At 68.1% G+C, this 18,565-nt stretch carries 10 protein-coding genes; 7 read left to right on the top strand and 3 right to left on the bottom strand.

From position 1 onward, the window contains the following. Positions 1-42 precede the first annotated feature (42 nt). The gene (pseI, locus tag ACFVJS_RS16335) at positions 43-1,098 is read right to left on the bottom strand and encodes a pseudaminic acid synthase (protein ID WP_378882145.1); all 1,056 of its coding nucleotides are present in this window, start codon (positions 1,096-1,098) and stop codon (positions 43-45) included. Beyond that, positions 1,098-1,634 carry a GNAT family N-acetyltransferase gene (locus ACFVJS_RS16330; RefSeq protein WP_378882143.1) on the bottom strand — a complete coding sequence of 179 codons (537 nt, stop codon included), beginning with the start codon at positions 1,632-1,634 and terminating at the stop codon, positions 1,098-1,100. Before ACFVJS_RS16330 ends, pseI begins: the two co-directional genes overlap by 1 nt. Positions 1,635-1,686: 52 nt before the next feature. On the opposite strand from ACFVJS_RS16330, the gene ACFVJS_RS16325 reads away from it, so the two are divergent. The 7 genes from ACFVJS_RS16325 to ACFVJS_RS16295 all read left to right on the top strand — a co-directional run bounded on the left by ACFVJS_RS16325 (position 1,687) and on the right by ACFVJS_RS16295 (position 17,461). After that, positions 1,687-1,938, top strand: a complete 252-nt coding sequence (locus ACFVJS_RS16325; protein WP_179660172.1) for a phosphopantetheine-binding protein — start codon at positions 1,687-1,689, stop codon at positions 1,936-1,938. Continuing rightward, on the top strand, positions 1,935-3,158 hold the full coding sequence (locus tag ACFVJS_RS16320) for an AMP-binding protein (protein ID WP_378882140.1): 1,224 nt from the start codon (positions 1,935-1,937) through the stop codon (positions 3,156-3,158). Before ACFVJS_RS16325 ends, ACFVJS_RS16320 begins: the two co-directional genes overlap by 4 nt. Further along, positions 3,151-3,897 (top strand): SDR family NAD(P)-dependent oxidoreductase, encoded by a 747-nt coding sequence (locus ACFVJS_RS16315; RefSeq protein WP_378882137.1) that lies wholly within the window; start codon positions 3,151-3,153, stop codon positions 3,895-3,897. The genes ACFVJS_RS16320 and ACFVJS_RS16315 overlap by 8 nt, the downstream gene beginning before the upstream one ends. Next, on the top strand, positions 3,897-4,274 hold the full coding sequence (locus tag ACFVJS_RS16310; RefSeq protein ID WP_378882135.1) for a hypothetical protein: 378 nt from the start codon (positions 3,897-3,899) through the stop codon (positions 4,272-4,274). Before ACFVJS_RS16315 ends, ACFVJS_RS16310 begins: the two co-directional genes overlap by 1 nt. Positions 4,275-4,403: 129 nt before the next feature. After that, complete coding sequence (locus tag ACFVJS_RS16305; protein ID WP_378882132.1) at positions 4,404-7,958, top strand: CDP-glycerol glycerophosphotransferase family protein; 3,555 nt, start codon at positions 4,404-4,406, stop codon at positions 7,956-7,958. Positions 7,959-8,486: 528 nt separating this feature from the next. Next, complete coding sequence (locus tag ACFVJS_RS16300; RefSeq protein ID WP_378882129.1) at positions 8,487-17,066, top strand: DNRLRE domain-containing protein; 8,580 nt, start codon at positions 8,487-8,489, stop codon at positions 17,064-17,066. Next, positions 17,066-17,461 (top strand): ankyrin repeat domain-containing protein, encoded by a 396-nt coding sequence (locus ACFVJS_RS16295; RefSeq protein WP_378882124.1) that lies wholly within the window; start codon positions 17,066-17,068, stop codon positions 17,459-17,461. Before ACFVJS_RS16300 ends, ACFVJS_RS16295 begins: the two co-directional genes overlap by 1 nt. Positions 17,462-17,623: 162 nt before the next feature. Here ACFVJS_RS16295 and ACFVJS_RS16290 read toward each other — a convergent pair whose 3' ends face one another. Next, positions 17,624-18,289, bottom strand: coding sequence for a TetR family transcriptional regulator (locus ACFVJS_RS16290; RefSeq protein WP_378882121.1), 666 nt, complete (start codon positions 18,287-18,289; stop codon positions 17,624-17,626). Positions 18,290-18,565 lie beyond the last annotated feature (276 nt).

The following is an 18,565-nucleotide window of genomic DNA, read 5'->3' as shown; positions in this document are numbered from 1 at the left end:
CGTCGCCGACGCGCTCCTGGCCCTCGACCGTGCTGGAGCGATCTAGACCAGGTCCCAGCTGAGCGGCGTCCCGGCCGGTACGTCCTGGGTGAAGGTGCGGCCGAAGACGATGTCGACGTCGGCGGGCGGCAGCCCGTCGGCCGGGCGGACGGAGCGTACGTTGTCCGGTCCGACCTTCTCCCCGGCGCGTACGTCGCGGGTGACGAACAGCGAGCGGCGGAACCGCAGGCCCTCGCGCTCGGCCGACTTCGGTCCGATCCGGGCCTCACCGAGCGCCTGCCAGGCGATCTTCGTCTCGCTGACCAACGAGGCGAACTCGTGCGGCTCCAGGGAGAAGTCGGAGTCGACGGCACCGTCCTCGCGCGAGAGCGTGATGTGCTTCTCGATCACGCAGGCGCCCAGGGCCACGGCCGCGACCGAGGCGCCGATGCCGAGGGTGTGGTCGGAGAGGCCGACCGCGACGTCGAGCCCGTCGCGCAGCACCGGGATCCCGCGGAGGTTGGAGGCCTCCGGGGGAGCCGGGTAGGACGCGGTGCAGGCCAGCACGACGAGGTCCTCGTTGCCCGTCGCCCGCGCGGTGCGCACCGCCGCGTCGATCTCGGCGAGCGTCGCCGTGCCGGTGGAGATGATCGTCGGCAGCCCGGTCTCGGCGATCGCCCGGACCAGCGGCAGGTCGGTGATCTCGGAGGAGGCCGACTTCAGCATCGGCACCCCGAGGCCGACCAAGAAGTCGACCGCGGTCGGGTCGAAGGCGGCGGAGAACGGGACCATGCCCAGCTCCGAAGCCAGGGAGAAGATCGGCTCGTGCCACTCCCACGGCGTGTGCGCCTCCTCGTAGAGCTCGTGGAGGCGGCGGTTGGGCCACAGCGGGTGGTCGGCCGAGAGCCGGAAGGCGGGGGTGTCGACGTCCAGAGTGATGGTGTCGGCGGTGTAGGTCTGGATCTTCAGCGCGTGCGCGCCGGCCTCGCCCGCGGCGCGCACGATGTCGAGCGCCCGCTCCAGGTCGCCGCCGTGGTTGCCGGACATCTCCGCGATCACGAACGGCTCGTGGCCGGGCCCGATCTTGCGGTCGCCGACCGTGATCTCGTGGTGGGTCATCACTGCTCCTTGCCGGAACGTCGGGTGGGTCGGTCGTCGCGGTGCAGGCGGACCGGTATGGCGGTCACCACACCGCCGTCGACGGTCTGCTCGTAGGGCTCGCCCTCGGTGAACCCGAGGCGGCGGTTCATGGTGCGTACGGCCTCGTTGTGGGGGAGCACCTCGCCCTCGAGCAGGTCGACGTCGAGACCGTCGGGCTCGGGAGCGAAGGCGTACGCCACGGCCTCACGCATCACCTTGGCCCACGCGATCAGCGCGGTGCCGTCGGCGGCGGTGCCGTCGTGGTCGAGATAGAACCCCCAGGAGGCCGACCTGGCGGCGGGATCGTGGTCGAAGAAGGTCACCACGCCGAGGGGGCGGGAGGCGTACTCGAACATCAGCACCCGCCGGGTCGGATCCTGGCTGACCCGGGACCACCAGGCGGCGTGCTCCTCGGCGGTGATCACATGCTGCTTGATGCTCACCGACCGGTTCGCGTCCTGGTTGCGCCACGACAGCATGCTCGGCAGGTCGGCGTCGGTCGCCGGTCGTAACATCGGTCTCCTCAGACGTCGGGGGATGCGCCCTGACGTTATATGGTCCGGGGCCATGGAGACTCTTGACCGACCGGCGGTCCGCAAGCTGATGGGCGAGGTCCTCGCCGTGCAGGGGAAGACCCTGCCCGACGACGACGCCGCGAAGCTGGCCGACATCGGCTTCCGCTCCCTCGACTTCTCCGAGCTCGCGCTCCGCGTCGAGGACGAGATCGGCGACGAGCTCAACTTCGAGGCGGCCGGTCTGCGCTCGATCGAGACGATCGGTGACGTGCTCGACCTGCTCGTGGAGATCCAGGGGCAGTGATCGCCGGCAACCTCGTCGTCGACGCCCGGACGGGGAGGCGTACGACCTGGGGTGAGCTCGCCGATCAGGCTGCTCCGCGGTCGGCACCGACCGCGTACGTGGTGGAGCACAGCGTCGACGCCCTGCCTGCGGTCGCCGCGCTGGAGGACGGCGGAGAGATGCTGGTCGTCGCCTCCGCGCGGCTCGACGACTCGCTCGCCGAGGAGCTGCGCGCGGCCGGTTTCGACCTGGCCGCAGGCGACGACGTCCAGGCGGCGACCAGCCCCCGGACGGCCGAGGACGGCCGGGTCTGGCTGCTCACCTCCGGGTCGACCGGCCGGCCCAAGCGGGTCGGCCACACCCTGGCGTCGCTCTCGACCGTGACCGGCGAGCTGGCGCCGCGCACCTGGCTGTGCCCCTACTCACCCGGGACGTACGCCTGGTGGCAGGTGATCACCCTCGGTCTGGGCGTGCCCGGCCAGGACCTGGTGCTCGTCGACCCCGCGGACCTGGACGACTGGCTGGCGCCCGCGCTCGAGCACGGCGTCACCGCGGTCTCCGGCACCCCGACGTTCTGGCGGCGTACGCTGATGCGTCATGGCCCCGAGCTGGGCAAGCTTCCGCTCGAGCAGGTCACGCTCGGCGGTGAGCCGGTCGACCAGCCGGTCTTGTCGCAGCTCAGCGAGGCCTTTCCGGACGCGCGGGTGTCCTGGATCTACGCCTCCTCCGAGGTCGGCGCCTCGATCGTCGTCCACGACGGCCGCGCCGGGTTCCCGGAGGAGTGGCTCGACCGCGACGTGCCCGGTCGCCCCCGGCTGTCGGTCGTCGACGGTGAGCTGGTGATCACCTCGCCCCACCACGGCACCGACGCCTCGGGCGCCGAGATGGCCGGCGCCGTACGCACCGGAGATGCCGCCCGCATCGAGGACGGCCGGGTGCTGGTCACCGGTCGCCTGGACCGCGACGAGCTCAACGTCGGCGGCTCGAAGGTCTCCGCCGGCTCCGTCCGGGACCTGCTGCAGTCCCACCCCGACATCGCCTGGGCCTCCGTACGTGGCCGCAAGGCGCCGCTGGTCGGCACCATGGTCGTCGCCGACGTCGTCGCCGGTCCGGGCTCGACCGTGAGCGCCGACGACCTGACCCGCTGGGCGGCCGAGCGGCTGCCCGAGTACGCCGTGCCCCGGCGTATCAAGATGCTCGCCGAGATCCCGGCCAAGGAGACGCTGAAGAGCGATGTCTGACTTCCAACCCGTTCCGCCGGCCTCCGTCGTGCTGGTCTCCGGTGCCTCGCGCGGCCTCGGCCTCGCCATCGTCACCGACCTGCTCGAGCGAGGCGTGAAGGTCGCGGCCTTCGCACGCACGGTGACCCCCGAGCTCGACCGGCTGGCCGAGAAATATCCCGAGGCCACCCATTTTGGATCGGTCGACGTGACCGACGAGAAGGCGGCCCAGGCGTTCGTCAAGGAGGTCGAGGGGAAGCTCGGCGTCATCGACGGGCTGGTCAACAACGCCGCGATCGGGCAGGACTCGCTGCACGTGCACACCTCCTCCGACCGCATCGCCCAGATCATCGAGACCAACCTGACCGCGCCCCTGGTGCTGACCCGGTTCGTGCTGCGCCGCCTGATCGGCAAGGGCCTCAAGGGCCGGGTCGTCAACGTGACCTCGATCTGCGGCCAGCGCGGCTACCAGGGCCTGGTGGCCTACTCGGCCACCAAGGGCGGCCTCGACGCGGCGACCCGCTCGCTGGCCCGTGAGCTCGGCGGCCGGGTGCTGGCCAACGCGGTCGCTCCCGGGTTCTTCGCCTCGGAGATGTCCGCGGTGCTCGGTGCCAACCAGCTCGAGTCGATCGCGCGGCGTACGCCCTCGGGCGCGATGACCACGCCCGAGGACGTCGTCCCGACCGTGCGGATGCTGCTGCTCGAGCAGACCAACATCAACGGCCAGTCGATCGTCATCGACGGCGGCGGCTCGATCTGATGCACCCCGGCCCGCTCCGCGTCGGCACTGACGCCGAGCTCGCCGGCTACCGCGCCCGCAGCCACCTCCACGACGGCCGGGTGGTCGCCTGGACGGGCTCCTACGACGTCCCGGTGGCGATCGACGCCGAGGTGGAGCGTACGGTCCCGGCGGCCCTGGCGCGGCGGTTCGGCGCGGACGGCTTCTGGGAGCGGTGGACCAGGGCGGAGTGCGTCGCCAAGCTCACCGGTCGCGGGGTCCTCGACCTGGTGGACCTGATGGCCGGCGGCCCTGATGAGTGCGCTACGGGGGTGCGCCTGAGCACCGCCCGGCTGCCGGATGGCATCGTCGTCTCGATCGGCACACCCGGCGCCGAAGGGCCCGGATCCGGGCGCTGAACGCGGTCGTTGATCACTCCGGGGGTATCGGCCGGAGTGCGGGAGAACGTTCGTACGCCTGTAACCTCTGGGTTCGATCAGATTCGCGAGGACGTCATCCTTGGCGCCCTCGAACCGAGAGGGATGTGCATGGGTCAGGGAATCGTCGACGTCCTGCGTCGCGCCGAACGAAGGATGCCGCAAGGCATCCGTCGACTGGCTCGTGACGCCGGGCATCGCGTTCTCGGCCACGAGCGCGGTCCGCTCGTCTCGGTCGTGGTGACCGTCACCGACCAGGACAAGCAGTATCTGGCCGAGTCCCTCCTCTCGGTCCGCGAGCAGACCCATACGACGCTCGACATCCTCATCGCCCCCTACGGCCAGGCCGGCGTGGTGAGCGACCAGGTCCTCGCCGACCTCCCCGACGACTACCGGCTGCGGCTGCTGGACACCTCGGCGACGCAGGCCGAGGCCCGTGACCGTGGCGGTCGTGCCGCGCGCGGCGACTACGTCTGCTTCCTGCTCGCCGCCGACCTTCTCACCCCGAACGCGGTGCGTACGCTGGCCACCTCGCTCGAGCGGAGCGGCTCCGACCTCGCGGTCGGTCGCATCGAGAGCCGCCAGCGGCTCTCCCCGCCCGTGGTGCCGGCCTACGACCTCGTGCACGCGCAGAACCGCTCCGGCCTCACCCTGGACGAGTTCCCGGTCGCGCTGAGCGACGTCGGCGTGAGCAACCGGCTCTTCCGCACCTCGTTCTGGCGGCAGCACGGCTTCAGCTTCGGTGGCCGTGGTGGCGCGGCCGCGGTCGGGTTCGATGGCTACCTGAAGGCCAACCGCTTCGACGTGGTCACAGCGCCGGTGTGCGTCGACATGGACCGTGCCGACGGCACCCCGGTCGAGCAGCTCCACGACCAGACCCTCGGCATGGAGGAGTGGATCGAGCAGACCCGCTCGACCTGGGTCGCGATCGGTGAGCTGGCCTCCGACCTGCGCGACCACTGGGCGCTCGGCGAGCTCGCCAGCCGCGCCAACACCATCCTCGGCGACGTCGAGCGGATGAGCCCCGAGCAGTGGACCGGCCTGCGCGACCTCGTCGTCGAGATCGAGCGCGACGTCTCCCCGCAGGTGTGGCTCAAGCTCCCGGTCGAGGTGCGGGCACGGCTGACCTACCTCCTCGCCGACCAGCGGGAGGAGCTGACCGGGTTCGTCGCGTCGCGCTGGTTCGAGCGCGGCAACCTGCGCACGCAGGTCGCCGGCGGCCAGGTGCACGGGATCTTCCCCGACACCGACCTGCCCGAGGCCGTGACGACGCTCAACGTGCACGAGACGCCGGCCCGAGTGCTGGTCCGTGACGTACGTCCCCTTGACTCCGACCGGGTCGAGGTCGACCTGGTGGCGCGTATCGAGCTGGTCGACCTCGCCGAGAAGACTCCGGTCATCACCGCGCGTCTGGTGCCGGACCTGGTCGACATGGACGACGAGGACGGCTTCGCGAGCGATCCCGACGAGGTGCTCCCCGACCCCATCGAGCTCACGGTGACGCCGCGCTACGACGCGCAGGCCAACATGACCATCGGCCACAAGTATCAGGACTACCGCCCCGGCGGGTGCCGCACCGAGATCGACCTCAGCCTGCTCACCGCCGGACGCTGGCATCTCGAGGTCACCGTCGACGTCGACGGTGTCGTCCGCACCACCAGTGAGGTACAGATCGATCCCCGCGGGCCGGCGGGCAACCTGGCGACGCGCTACCGGCCGCGGGTCCACACCTCCTCCGGTCTGTCCGTGGCGTGCGATCGGTTCCTCGACGAGCTGAGCTTCCGCGCCGTCCCGACGGAGCCGACCTCCCTGGAGAAGGTGCAGGTCGACGGCCGCACCGTGGCCCTGGCCCTGGCCGGCGAGCTCCCGCAGACCGTGCGGGCGATCGGTGGCGGCGTACGCATCGAGGCGCCGGTCAAGGACGGCACGGTCACGCTCACCCTGCCTGCCCACGGAGCGGTCGAGCCCGGTGCGCCCGCCGCCTGGCGGCTGGAGACCCTTCAGGACGGCCGCACGGGCCGGATCGTCTGGACCGACCCGGTCGGCGAGCCGTGGACCGGCGAGCGCGGTGGCAGCGTGCTGGCCTCGCGCGACGGCCGAGGCTTCGCCTCGATCATCGAGGTCGCCGACACCGTCGCGCTCGACCGCGTCGAGCTCGGCGAGGGCCGCATCACCGTGCGCGGCCACTGGCTCGGCTCGATCCCGAAGCACGCCCGGCTCACCCTCGCCGGCTCGCGACACCGCGAGACCGTCAAGATCGACACCGACGCCCCCGACTTCGAGGTCGTCTTCTCGCTGCACTGGGACGAGTGGGGCCTGGGCGAGTCCGTCCTGCCCAGCGGCGTCTACCAGTTCCAGCTGACGTGCGGCGCCAACCGCAGCGGCAACGTACGCCACACCACCGCGTTCCTCGAGCACCAGGCGGAGTTCCAGGTCAACGACGAGGTCCGGCTTCGCCCGGTCAACGGCAACGGCCCCGGGATCACTCTGCAGCCGCCGATCCCCGTCGACCACGCCGGCAGCTACGCCCACAACCTCGCCCGCGAGCGCGTGCTGGCCGCCGAGGAGCCGATCGACGAGTCCGCGGTCTACCTCTCGACCTACGCCGGCTCGACCGCGACCGACTCCCAGCTCGCGATCCACGAGCACCTACGTCGCACCCGCCCTGACCTGACGCTCTACTGGGGCATCGCCGACCACGCCTCCCGGGTCCCCGAGGGCGGCGTGCCGGTCGTGCTGCAGAGCCCGGAGTGGTACCGCGTCATCGGCACCGCGAAATACCTGGTGCAGAACATCGACTTCGACCGTTGGTGGCACAAGCGCGAGGGGCAGCGGTTCCTGCAGACCTTCCACGGCTACCCCGCCAAGTCGATGGGCCTGCGGATGTGGCGCGCGAAGATGTTCTCGCCGCTGCGCTGCGAGGCCGAGCTCGACCGCACCACCGCCGGCTGGGACCTGATCCTGACCCCGACGCCGGAGATGGACCGCTACTACCGCGAGGAGTACGCCTACGACGGCCCGATCCACAGCGAGGGCTATCCGCGCGACGACGCCCTGGTGGGCCCGTCGGCTGACGAGGACCGGGAGCGTACGCGCAACCTGCTCGGCATCGGCTCCGACCAGAAGGTGATCCTCTACGCCCCGACGTGGCGCGACCACCTGGCGCTCAACTACCGCTCGGCGAAGATGGTCGAGCACCTCGACGTGGTCGCGGCCAGCGAGGCGCTGGGCGACGAGTATGTCATCCTGCTGCGCGGCCACCGGTTCAACTCGAAGGGGAGCGAGCGCAGCGAGCGCACCGCCCGGATCATCGACGTCACCGACTACCCGGAGATCAACGACCTGATCCTGGCCTCCGACGCGGCGGTGCTCGACTACTCCAGCCTGCGCTTCGACTTCGCCCTCACCGGGCGGCCGATGGTGTTCCTGGTGCCCGACCTGTCCGACTACACCGGCGGCATCCGCGGCTTCCTCTACGACTACGCCGACACCGCCCCCGGGCCGATGCTCGACACCGCCGAGGAGGTCGTCGCGGCCCTGTCCGACCTGGACCGCCTCGCGGCCGACTACCGCGAGCAGATCGCGGCGTTCAACGCCAAGTACCAGTACACCCAGGACGGCAAGGCCACCGAGCGGGTCGTCGAGGCCTTCTTCGACAAGCCCTGAGGGCCTTCGACAGTCGCACGAGCGCAAGCCTGCCCGTTCTCAAGAACTCATGCTGACGTCCGGGCATATTCCATCTGGCGGCACGATTCAAGCCTGACGCGCGGAGCCCCTCTGCTCTTTTGCGGATGTTTCTTCAATTGTGGTTGCGGCCATATGCCCGAGGGGCTATCTGTTTGGTGACGGCTTCACGGCATCGGGTCGTGTCGCTTGGCCCCGGAGGCTGCTGTGAAGCATTATCTGGTTCGTCGGCTGGTGCCGATGGTTGTCATCGCTGTTGGGGTTTCGCTGGGGTCGGTCGTGTCGACCGATATCGGCCTGGCTGGCCGGGCGTCAGCGGTTCCTGTTCAGGCTTCGAAGGCGCTGACCGCGCCGCCCCCTGCGATAGCTGCGGAGTCGTCACGTACGGCTGCGGCGTTGCGGTCGATCCAGGAGGCTGATCGGCGCCAGGCCGACAAGCGGGGGTCTGGGAAGCCGTACCGGGTACGTGAGTTGACCGGTGAGCGTGGCGAGTCCTCGTCTTCGTACCTGATGTCGGATGGCACGACCCAGATGGTGTTGTCGACGTCGCCGGTGCACTATAGATCGTCGGCGAAGGGCAAGTGGCAGCCGATCGAGACCGAGGTCGAGCCCGGGACTGGCGCGACGGCGTTCGTGAACACGACGAATGTGTTCGAGACCCGTTTCGGGGAGTCCCGCGGAGATCTGGCGGAGCTGACCGGCGATGGCTGGTCGGTCAGCCTGGGCGCGACCGGCTTGGATGGCAAGCTGGCACCGAAGGCGAAGGGCTCGCGGGTCACGGTCGCCGACGTGTTCGGCGATGCCGATCTGGACTATTCGGTGGGCGCGGGGGTGTTGAAGGAGGACATCGTTCTCCCCAACGCGAAGGCCGTGCCCGCTGACGGGTTCACGTTCACGCTGGACACCAAGGGCCTGATCGCCAAGCCGCTCGCCGACGGCAAGGGCGCTGGGAAGGCCGAAGGCGGTGCGATCGGGCTGTTCACGAGCGAGAAGGCGAAGCGGCCGCGGTTGGTGCTGCCGGCGCCGTTCATGGTCGACGGCGCCGAGAAGCGGTCGGATGCGGTCTCGCAGGTCCTGGATCGGACCGCTGATGGTGCCACGACGGTGACGATCAACCCCGACGCGGACTGGCTCGGGGCCAAGGACCGACGTTTCCCGGTCCGGGTCGACCCCACGATCGTGTACGCGCCGGATGCCGCCGATGGCAAGGATGCGGCGATCTATTCGGGTGACACTGCTGCGCGCCCGGCGGATCCGACGATCCCGATCGGGGTGGCCAACGGCGGTGTATGGCGAGGGTTGTTCCAGTTCGACACCACGGCGATCCCAGCGGGGTCGACGGTGTACGGGGCGCAGTTGCGGCTGTACATGTCGTCGCCTCACACCAACCAGGGGTCGCCGGTCAAGATGAATGCCTACCCCATCGTGAAGTCGTGGGAGGAGACCACTGCGACGTGGGCCACCATGGGGACCGATGGTCATGACGAGACCCCGCCTAGGGTCTCGGAGCCGTTGCACTACAACTGGTTCACCGTCGATGATGGTGATGCCGGGGCGACGTCGTTCACCGGCCCGTGGAAGGAGATCTCCGACCCCGAGACGTGGGGTAGGAGCTATTCCTCGCCGACGTCGGGCACCACGCCGGACACGTTCGACTGGAACGCGAAGTTGCCGTGGTCAGGCTGGTTCGACGTCGACGCACGGGTGCCCCCGCGGACCGGTCAGGGAAGCCCGACCTACCAGGTCACCGGCGATCAGCTCCCGGCGGTCTCGACGACGGTGAACCAGACCACCGGCGGCTTGTACAAGTCGCTGTCGAAGAGTCAGCACTTCTCTCCGGGCGCGACCGCACAGGTGCGGCTGACGCGCCAGTCCGGGGCCGGTGCGTCGGCCACGACGCCGATGGCGGACGCGATCCGGTGGATGGAGTACGCGACCGCGACCAAGGGCGCGACCCAGTACGACGCCTGGCACAGCTACGGGCTGGGCTCGATGGTCCAGAAGTGGATCGACTCGCCCGCAGAGAACTTCGGGGTCTTGGTCAAGGCCGAGAACGAGGACCGGGCCACCGCACCACTGGGTGGCCCTCAGTACCACTCCTCGGATGCCACCTTCGCCAGCGAGGGCGACACCCGGCCCCAGTTGGTGGTCGTGCTGGGGACACCAGGCCCGACCCAGGATGTCCCGACCACGGTGCATGCGGACGGCCCGGAGCTGTCGTGGTCGCAGGCCAACGACATCACCTACTCCGAGAACGACGATGTCGTGGAGTACCAGATCTTCCGCGGCTGCGTGTCCCTGCCGCAGGCAGCCTGCACGACACCGGTGGGGGAGGACTTCACCACCGAGTACGCCCGTAACGGTGCCCTGAAACTGGTCGGCACCGTGCCAGCGGACACCACCACGTTCCGTGACGACACCGCCGTGGCCTCGACCGCGACCGAGAAGGCGACCTACCGCTACTGGGTGGTCGCACGTTCCGTCGCGGACCTCCGGGCACCATCCGAGGGGAGCGCGGCGGAGGAGGGCCGCGATGGCACGGCCGCGGCGGCCCCGCAGACCGTCGAGATCCCCCGGGAGGGCCGGATCGCCAGGATCTTCACCGCCAGTCGTACCGGCGGCCCGGGCGGTGATGTCGCAGACACGACCCTCTCGGCGGCGAAGCCGACCACGAACCTTCCCAACCCGGACGAGATCACTAAGGGGGACCGGACCTGGGTCCAGGTCGGCAACAACCACTGGAACTACGGCGATGAGCGCGCCGTGTTCGGGTTCGACACCTCCACGATCAAGCGCGGGGTCAAGGTCACCTCTGCCTCCTTCGATCTGTGGAAGTCGAGTGGGCAGGGGACAGCCTCGACCTATGACCTGCACGAGCTGACCCGTGGGTTCATCGAGGACGAGGCGACCTGGGAACGTGCCTCAACCGCTGGCGCGTGGTCGACGCCAGGTGGCGACTACAAGGCCACCGCGGCGGCCTCCGCGTCGCTGAACAACGACCCCGACCGGGTGGCGTTCAACACCACCGGGTTGAAGTCGACCGTCCAGGGCTGGATCGATGGCGCCGCCGGTGCCCCGAACGGGTTGTTGCTGAAGATCCGCGACGAGGGGCCCTCCACGCACCGGGTCTGGTTCCTCAACAGCGAAGGGGCCGAGCCGAGCCTGCGGCCGCGGCTGCGAGTGGAGCACCTGGTGAAGAACGACGACCAGGTCTTCGAGGCCCCCACGATGCCGGAACGGTTCGTGCCAGGCACGATCACCAGGGTGCCGGTCACGGTCACCAACACCACCGACACCACTTGGCCCTCCAGCCTGGAGCTGACCTACCGGTGGACCCTGCCTGACGCCGAGAAGGACGAGACTGACGAGGGCGACCGGCTCGAGGTCGCGCTCGGCCGGGCGCTGGATCCGGGGGAGTCGGTCGAGGTGACGCTGCCCGTCCGCACCCCGATCCAGTCCGACACCGGCAGCAAACGGCTGGCCTACGACCTTTACTTGGACCTGCGCAACACCGCCGATGGCGCGTGGTGGTCGACGGCGCATCAGTACAAGCCGGGCGGCACCGAGAACTCGACGCCAGGGTGCGCGATGGCGACCAACGGGCTGCTGTGCCAGGACCGGTACGTGGAGAACCCGACCTCGAACGTGCTGGGCTTGGAGAAGTTCGGCACCTACGCGGGCGAGGAGAGCGGCGCCGGATCCCAAATCCTCACGAACCTGTCCTCCGGCAACGTGACCTGGTCCTATGAGCCGATCTCGAACCCGTCGATCGGCCCCTCAGCGTTCGTCCGGATCGCCTACAACAGCATGGATGTCTCCGACGCCGGCGCCGGCTGGGGTGTTTCGGTCCAACCCGCCACCCTGCTTCGGCTCGGATCCAGGCTCTCGGTGCCATCGGGCGGATCGACGAACAACCTGATGACGTTCGTCGATGGCGATGGCACCACCCACGTCTACAAGCTCAACGACAACACGAGCACCCCGAACCGACTGGAGTACGACCGGCCTGCCGGCGTTGCGTTGAAACTGCACCGCGACACCGCAGCGGATACCGCACATCAGTGGGTCTTCACCCGTCCCGACGGCACCCGGTTCTTCGTCTCCCAAGAAACCGGGCTGCAGACCAGCGTCGTCGACACCTTCGGCAACGAGCTCACCTTTACCTATAACGCCCAGAACCGGCTCACCAGTGTGACCGACTCTCTGAACCGCACGGTTTTGACCTTGAACTGGGATACCGATGGTCTGACCTCGATCACCGATATCGCCGGGCAGCGGCTCGGGTTCAGCTACAGCGACTCCCACCAGCTCACCGGCCTGTCGGACACCGCTGCGCCGGTCGAAGGCGTCCCTACAGCACCGGTCAAGCGATTCGGGTTCGCCTACTCCGCGACCTCAACCAACGGCAACGCGCTGTTGACCAGCGTCACCGACCCGCGGAACAACACCTCCCAGATCGACTACTACACCTCCACGGAGAACTCTGCCTACGCCAACTGGCCCCAGACCTTCACCGATCGTCGCAGCAAGACCACCGGTTTCACCTACTCCGATCCCGACTCTTCAGAGGGCAAGGACACTGTCGCGGTCGTTACTGACCACAACGCGACTACTGGTAGCCCAGGGAACACGGTCACGACCTACCGCTCCGACGGGTATGGCCGCACCACCCAGATCACCGACTCTCTCCAGCAGACCACCAAGCTCGGCTGGGACCGCGACCACAACGTGATCCGCCTCGAGGAAGCCAACGGCGCGGTCTCGACCTGGGAGTACGACCTTCTCACTGGCTACCCGACAAAGGTCCGGGACGCGGAGGCCGTCAAGAACGGCAGAGCCGCCACTCGCCTGCACTACCAGGAACTCCCCAACGCCCCCGGCGCCCCCACGATCCTGACCGAGAAGATCTCGCCCGCGGGCCGCACCTGGAAGTTCACCCACGACCCTGCCACCGCCGCCTTGAAGACGGTGACCAACCCGCTCCAGCACACCACCAGCTACGCCTACAACCCCGATGGCACCCTCGCCACGGTCACGGACGCGAAGAACCAGGTCACCACCTACAACGCCTATGACGAGTCCGGGATGCCACTCACGGTCACCGACGCACTTGGCAAGGTCTCCCGGTTCACCTACGACAAGCGCGGCAACACCCTGACCGCCACCGACCCGCTGACCAACAAGTCCACGGTCGCCTACGACGGGTTCGGCCGCCCCACCGCCGTCACGACACCAGGCGATGACAGCGGGGAGGGGTCCCCGACCAGCCGCCGCACCACGGCGACCGAGTACGACCTCAACGACAACACCACCACGACCACGGCCCCCAATGGCGCGGTCACCCGCACCACCTACAACGCCGCCGACCTCCCCACCCGGGTCGAACTGCCCGACAACAACACCACCGGTCGGGCCACCGAGGCCAAGTACGACGACCTGGGCCAGGTCATCGAGGAGACCGCCCCCGTCGGTGTGGCCACCACGACCAACCCCGACGACTTCGTCACCCGCTACACCTACGACAAGGTCGGCCAGCAGGTCCGGGTCCAGGTGCCCTTCGCGGACACGGATGGCACCAACAAGACCGCGACGACCCGGTTCTCCTACGACAAGGTGGGCAACCTGGTCGAGACGATCGATCCGGTCAAGAACGCCACCCCGATCGATTCGGACTACACCACCAAGGTCGACTACGACCTCAACCACCGCCCGATCACCGAAACCGACGCCAAGGGGTATGTCACCCGCACCGAGTACGACCCCGACGGCCTGGTCACTGCCACCATCGACCCGCGCGGCATCCGGGTCCGCAGGGTCTACGACACCGCTGGCCAGCTGATCGAGACGCACGTCCCCCACACCCCCTACGGCGCCAGCTCGGCACGTGACCAGGTCACCAAGACCACCTATGACCCGATCGGTCAGGTCATCAAGACCACCAGCCCCACCGGCAGGGTCGCCGAAACTGTCTATGACGCCCTCGGTCGCGTGATCCAGACCAAGGCACCCCACAAGGCGGGCAACGCGACCTACCCGAACCCGGCCTCGACGTTCTACGAGTACGACGACGCAGGCCGCCTGACCAAACAGTCCCTGCCCACCTTCGCCAGCGAGAAACCGACCGCGGCCAATCAGTGGACCAGCTACGAGCACTACCCCTCCGGTGAGATCAAGAAGTCGATCGACCCGTTCCAGCTGACCACCACCTACGCCTACAACGAGCTTGGCCAGCAGATCGAACGCTCTTTCTCCTCGGTGGGCAACGCCGGTGAAGACGGCACCACCCGCACTCAGACCAACACCTACCACCCCGACGGCTCCCTCAAGTCCCGCTCCGAGGGCGGATCGAGGGCGCTGATCCAGAACTACGACAACGCCCACGGCTGGATCACCGACTCCACCGGCACCTGGGGCACCGTATCCGGGGGCACGAACACCTATGGCGCGAACTACCGCACCCACGCCGCTGCCGCCGCCGGCTCGGCGGGCGCGAGCGACACCTTCACCTGGAAGGTCACCCCCGAGGCCACTGACACCTACCAGGTCCGTGCCTCCTGCCCGGTCCGCACCGACACCTCCACCGCCGCCAAGTACACGATCAACCACGCCGGCGGCACCACCACCGCGACCGCCAACCAACGCACCTGCACCGCCGGCCAGAAGTGGGTGTCCCTCGGCTCCTACCAGTTCACCGGCGCCACCACGAAGACCATCGTCCTCAAACCCTCCACCGACGGGGTCGTGGTCGCGGACAACGTCCAGCTCGTCCCCACCGCGCCCGGGCCGTCGAAGGACTACACCTACGCCTACGACCGCAACGGACTCACCACCCGCGTCGACGACAAGACCCCTGGTGCGAAGACCAACGCGTATGAGACCACCTACGACGGCCGCGGCCGCGCTGCGCTCACCCGCGAGCTCGCCGGCACCACCGAACGCCGCTCTACCGCCTACACCTACGACCTCAACTCCAACCTGACCAGCTCGAACGCAACCCGACCCGCCGACCCCGACCAGACCGTCGGCAACATCGCCGCCTCCCGCTACACCGCCTACACCTACGACGTACGCGACATGGTCGCCACCGTTCGCACCGGCGCCACCCCGACCACAGCGACCTCGACCTACTCCTACGAATACGACTCTCGCGGCCTACCCACCTCCCTGACCAAACCCAACGGCAACCGGGTCGGATACTCCTTCTACGAAGACCGACTTCTCCGCACCACCGACGAACGCCGAAACGACGCGGGCGGCAACCAGGTCGTCGCCGCTCACACCGTCGACTACGACGCCGACGGACAGAGAACCTACGACCTGGCCAAGCTCGACCAGCCTGATTCCAGCGGCACCATCGACCAACGTTCCGCCTTCGGCTACACCCCCGGCGGACAGGTTGCCTCGGTCACCAAGACCGGTGCCGACAACGGTGAAAACGAAACCTACAAGTACGACGCCGCCGGCAACGTCATCGACCAGACCATCGGCGCCACCACCACAACCTTCACCTACGACCGCAACCGGCTCAACACGACCACCGTCGGCTCCCTGACCGCGACCAGGCGATACGACGTCTACGGCCGGCTGATCTCCGTCGACCAGTCCAACACCGTGCTCGAGCGCTATACCTACGACGGGTTCGACCGCACCACCCGCGAACAACGCTACGACAGCACCACGGGCGCCTTGCAGCTCACCAAGAGCCAAACCTTCGACCCCTTCGACCGCACCACCACCCAGACCACCGCCATCACCGGCAAACCCACCAAGAATCTGCGGTTCACCTACCTCGGCACCAGCGACCAAATCGCGGTCGAGGAGGAGAAGAACACTCTCGGCGCCTGGGAAGTCGCCAAGACCTACGCCTACGGACCCGCCGGCGAGCAACTCGAGCTCACCAACACGCCCGTCAATGAATCCACGAACGAGACTCAGTACTACGGCACCAACCCCCACGGTGACATCGAGACGATGACCGGCCCAGATGGGACGACCGCCTCGACGTACCGCTACACCGCCTACGGACAACCGGACAAGAAGGGCACCACGGGCGACGACGCCTTCTCCGCCGCCGCCAGCCCAACCGACCGGATGGCCGAGGACACCGAGGCGGTCAACCCCTACCGGTTCTCCGGGAAGCGCATCCATGGCGGCGCCGGGACCTACGACATCGGATTCCGCGACTACAACCCCGGCATCAACCGCTACCTCACCAGAGACTTCTACAACGGAGCCCTCAACGACCTCGCTCTCGGCACCGACCCCTGGAGCACCAACCGATACGCCTACGCAGGCGGCAACCCCATCGGATTGATCGACCTCGACGGACACCGCCCAGTCAGCCCCGACGGCTTCGACGGATCCTTCGAGTCGGTCGACAACCACATCGCGACCGTCGGAGACACCCGAGACTCCAGCATCCCTAAATCCAACACCGTCGAAGAGGTCGAATCGGTCAGCAAGGAAGACTTCGACCACGCGAATGCCGTCAGCAACGCGTACCAGAATGACTCCCGCGACGACACCCTGATGCTTCTCGGCGGGTACATGGTCGACGCCAACGACGTGATCGACACCTACTTCGATCAGCGCCCCGAACTTTGGCGCGACGACGTCGAAACCGTCCTCAAGATCGTCGTCTTCGACCCAGAGGCCTGCGACAAAGCAAGCGCAGGATGCGGCGCGGAGATCGCGATGATGATCCCGATCCTCAAACCCGCCAAGGCCGTCAAACTCGGCATCGAGTCAGCAGACACCGCCCGAGACACTCGAAAGGCCGAGGAGGTGGCTGGCGCCGCCGTAGACGTCGCCAAGCGCCGCGTGAAACTACGGATCGGCACAAAGAAGGCGATCCTGGACGCGCAGCGCGCGCCGGATGGCAAAATTTACGATCCAAACACCGGCGTTGAGATCCCCGAAGGGAAGGGACATTTCGGTCACCGACCAGGATTTGAGTGGTGGCGCACCCAGAGACGTGCGCGGGAGGAAGGCTGGACGCGAAGGCAACTCATCGAGTATGAAAACGACCCCACCCACTACACTTACGAAGATCCGCTATCGAACATCAGCCACAAATACGAGATGCCATGATGGATGACATGAACGATCCACAAGGCAGGACGCCCCTCCATCAAGCGGCGGTAGAGGGCAACGTGTCCCTAGTGCGCTCGTTGATCGAGGCCGGCGCGGATGTTGGCGCAGCGGACAAGATGGGTGCGACGGCGCTCCACTTCGCCTGTCAGCAGGACCATCTGGAGGTCGCTACGGTGCTCCTTGAAGCTGGAGCCCCTGTCGATGTTCGTGATGCGTATGGGAACACGCCGTTGTGGCGAGCGGTGTTTGCGTTTCAGGGGGGCGACCCGGCACTGATCCGAGCTCTCCTCGCGGCCGGATCTGATCCCGATGCTCAAAACGAGTCCGGGCGGTCGCCACGGGACATGGCCCTGACTTTTGATCGGCCGGGCATCCGCGCAGTGTTTGGGTGAGGACACCGGCGCTGGTTGATGCTGCGGGCTAAGTCTCGTAGCACGAGCCGAGCGTCCGTCCGTATAGGGAGTGAGCCTGCAGGCGCTGGGCCGGGAGGTGACCTGGCCGAACCGCCACACCACCCACGAGTGACGGCGCTGCCGGGGTGTCGGAAGGGCTGACTACTCGGCTAGCAGCTCGGACCAGGTGACCGCGGCCGCGATCGTGATCTGGTCTTGGGTCGCGCCGCAGGCCCGCAGTGCGGAGGCGGCGACCATGTGGCGGGTGGCTTCGTCGACGTCGAGACCTTTGCTACGGAGGGCGACCACGATCTCGACCAGGTGCGCGAGCAGGATCCCGTTGACGTCGAGGCCGGAGACCCGGGCGCCAAGACGGGCGTAGGCGTCGACCAGATCGCTGTGGATCGCCTGATACGGCGTGCTCTCCTTTTGCGAGCTCACATCGGGCAGCGATGGCAGGCGCCCAGCATTGTGCGGGGCCTCGGTGAGCGTTGCGGTGTCGATCATCACCAAGGCGTACAGCGCACCCGCTGCACCCTGCTCTTCGGCAATCGCGTCGATCTTGTGGAGCTGATCGAGGGTCGGACGCACGGTTCGTGCCAGCAGCTCCTCGAGGATGCCGGGCTTCCCGGCGAAGTGATAGTAGAGCGAGGCCTGCCTGATCCCGACCGCGTCGGCGATGTCTCTTGTGGAGGTCGCGGCGTAACCACGCTGCGTGAAGAGGCGGGCCGACGCGTCGAGGATCTGGTCGCGAGGTGTCAGCTTGCTGTCGATCTCGGGGATTCGACGCGGGCGACCTGGGCGAGGGCGTCTGGCTGCGGAACTCATCGCGACTCCGTCGGGTGTGGTTGTGAGTTGGAGCCCAGGACGCCGACCACATGGATGGAAACCCTTTCGGCGCCCCGGGCGTATTCCAGCCTGGTCAGCGAGGGGGCCAGGCGGAACGGCCCACTGCCGCCCTTCCGCCGCCCATTCGGTCCTCTTCGTCGCTCGAACCTGGTTCAATGCGGAGGTGGATACGTGGACGGGAGCGGATGCACGGCGGCTGCGCGTGGTCGCGCTGCGCATGAGCCTGCGCGAGTTCGCTGACCATCTCGGCGTCTC

The organism is Nocardioides sp. NPDC057772 (assembly GCF_042798075.1).
In the GTDB taxonomy this organism is placed as follows: domain Bacteria; phylum Actinomycetota; class Actinomycetes; order Propionibacteriales; family Nocardioidaceae; genus Nocardioides.
Note: the sequence above shows the minus strand (reverse complement) of the source record. Positions and strands in the feature narration are given on the sequence as shown.

What these genes read in the sequence shown, in the direction of transcription:
- pseI (WP_378882145.1), bottom strand. Translation starts at nt 1,098, where the DNA reads ATGACCCACCACGAGATCACGGTCGGCGACCGCAAGATCGGGCCCGGC.
- ACFVJS_RS16290 (WP_378882121.1), bottom strand. Translation starts at nt 18,289, where the DNA reads ATGAGTTCCGCAGCCAGACGCCCTCGCCCAGGTCGCCCGCGTCGAATC.
- ACFVJS_RS16310 (WP_378882135.1), top strand. Translation starts at nt 3,897, where the DNA reads ATGCACCCCGGCCCGCTCCGCGTCGGCACTGACGCCGAGCTCGCCGGC.
- ACFVJS_RS16315 (WP_378882137.1), top strand. Translation starts at nt 3,151, where the DNA reads ATGTCTGACTTCCAACCCGTTCCGCCGGCCTCCGTCGTGCTGGTCTCC.
- ACFVJS_RS16295 (WP_378882124.1), top strand. Translation starts at nt 17,066, where the DNA reads ATGGATGACATGAACGATCCACAAGGCAGGACGCCCCTCCATCAAGCG.
- ACFVJS_RS16325 (WP_179660172.1), top strand. Translation starts at nt 1,687, where the DNA reads ATGGAGACTCTTGACCGACCGGCGGTCCGCAAGCTGATGGGCGAGGTC.
- ACFVJS_RS16300 (WP_378882129.1), top strand. Translation starts at nt 8,487, where the DNA reads ATGTCGGATGGCACGACCCAGATGGTGTTGTCGACGTCGCCGGTGCAC.
- ACFVJS_RS16305 (WP_378882132.1), top strand. Translation starts at nt 4,404, where the DNA reads ATGGGTCAGGGAATCGTCGACGTCCTGCGTCGCGCCGAACGAAGGATG.
- ACFVJS_RS16330 (WP_378882143.1), bottom strand. Translation starts at nt 1,634, where the DNA reads ATGTTACGACCGGCGACCGACGCCGACCTGCCGAGCATGCTGTCGTGG.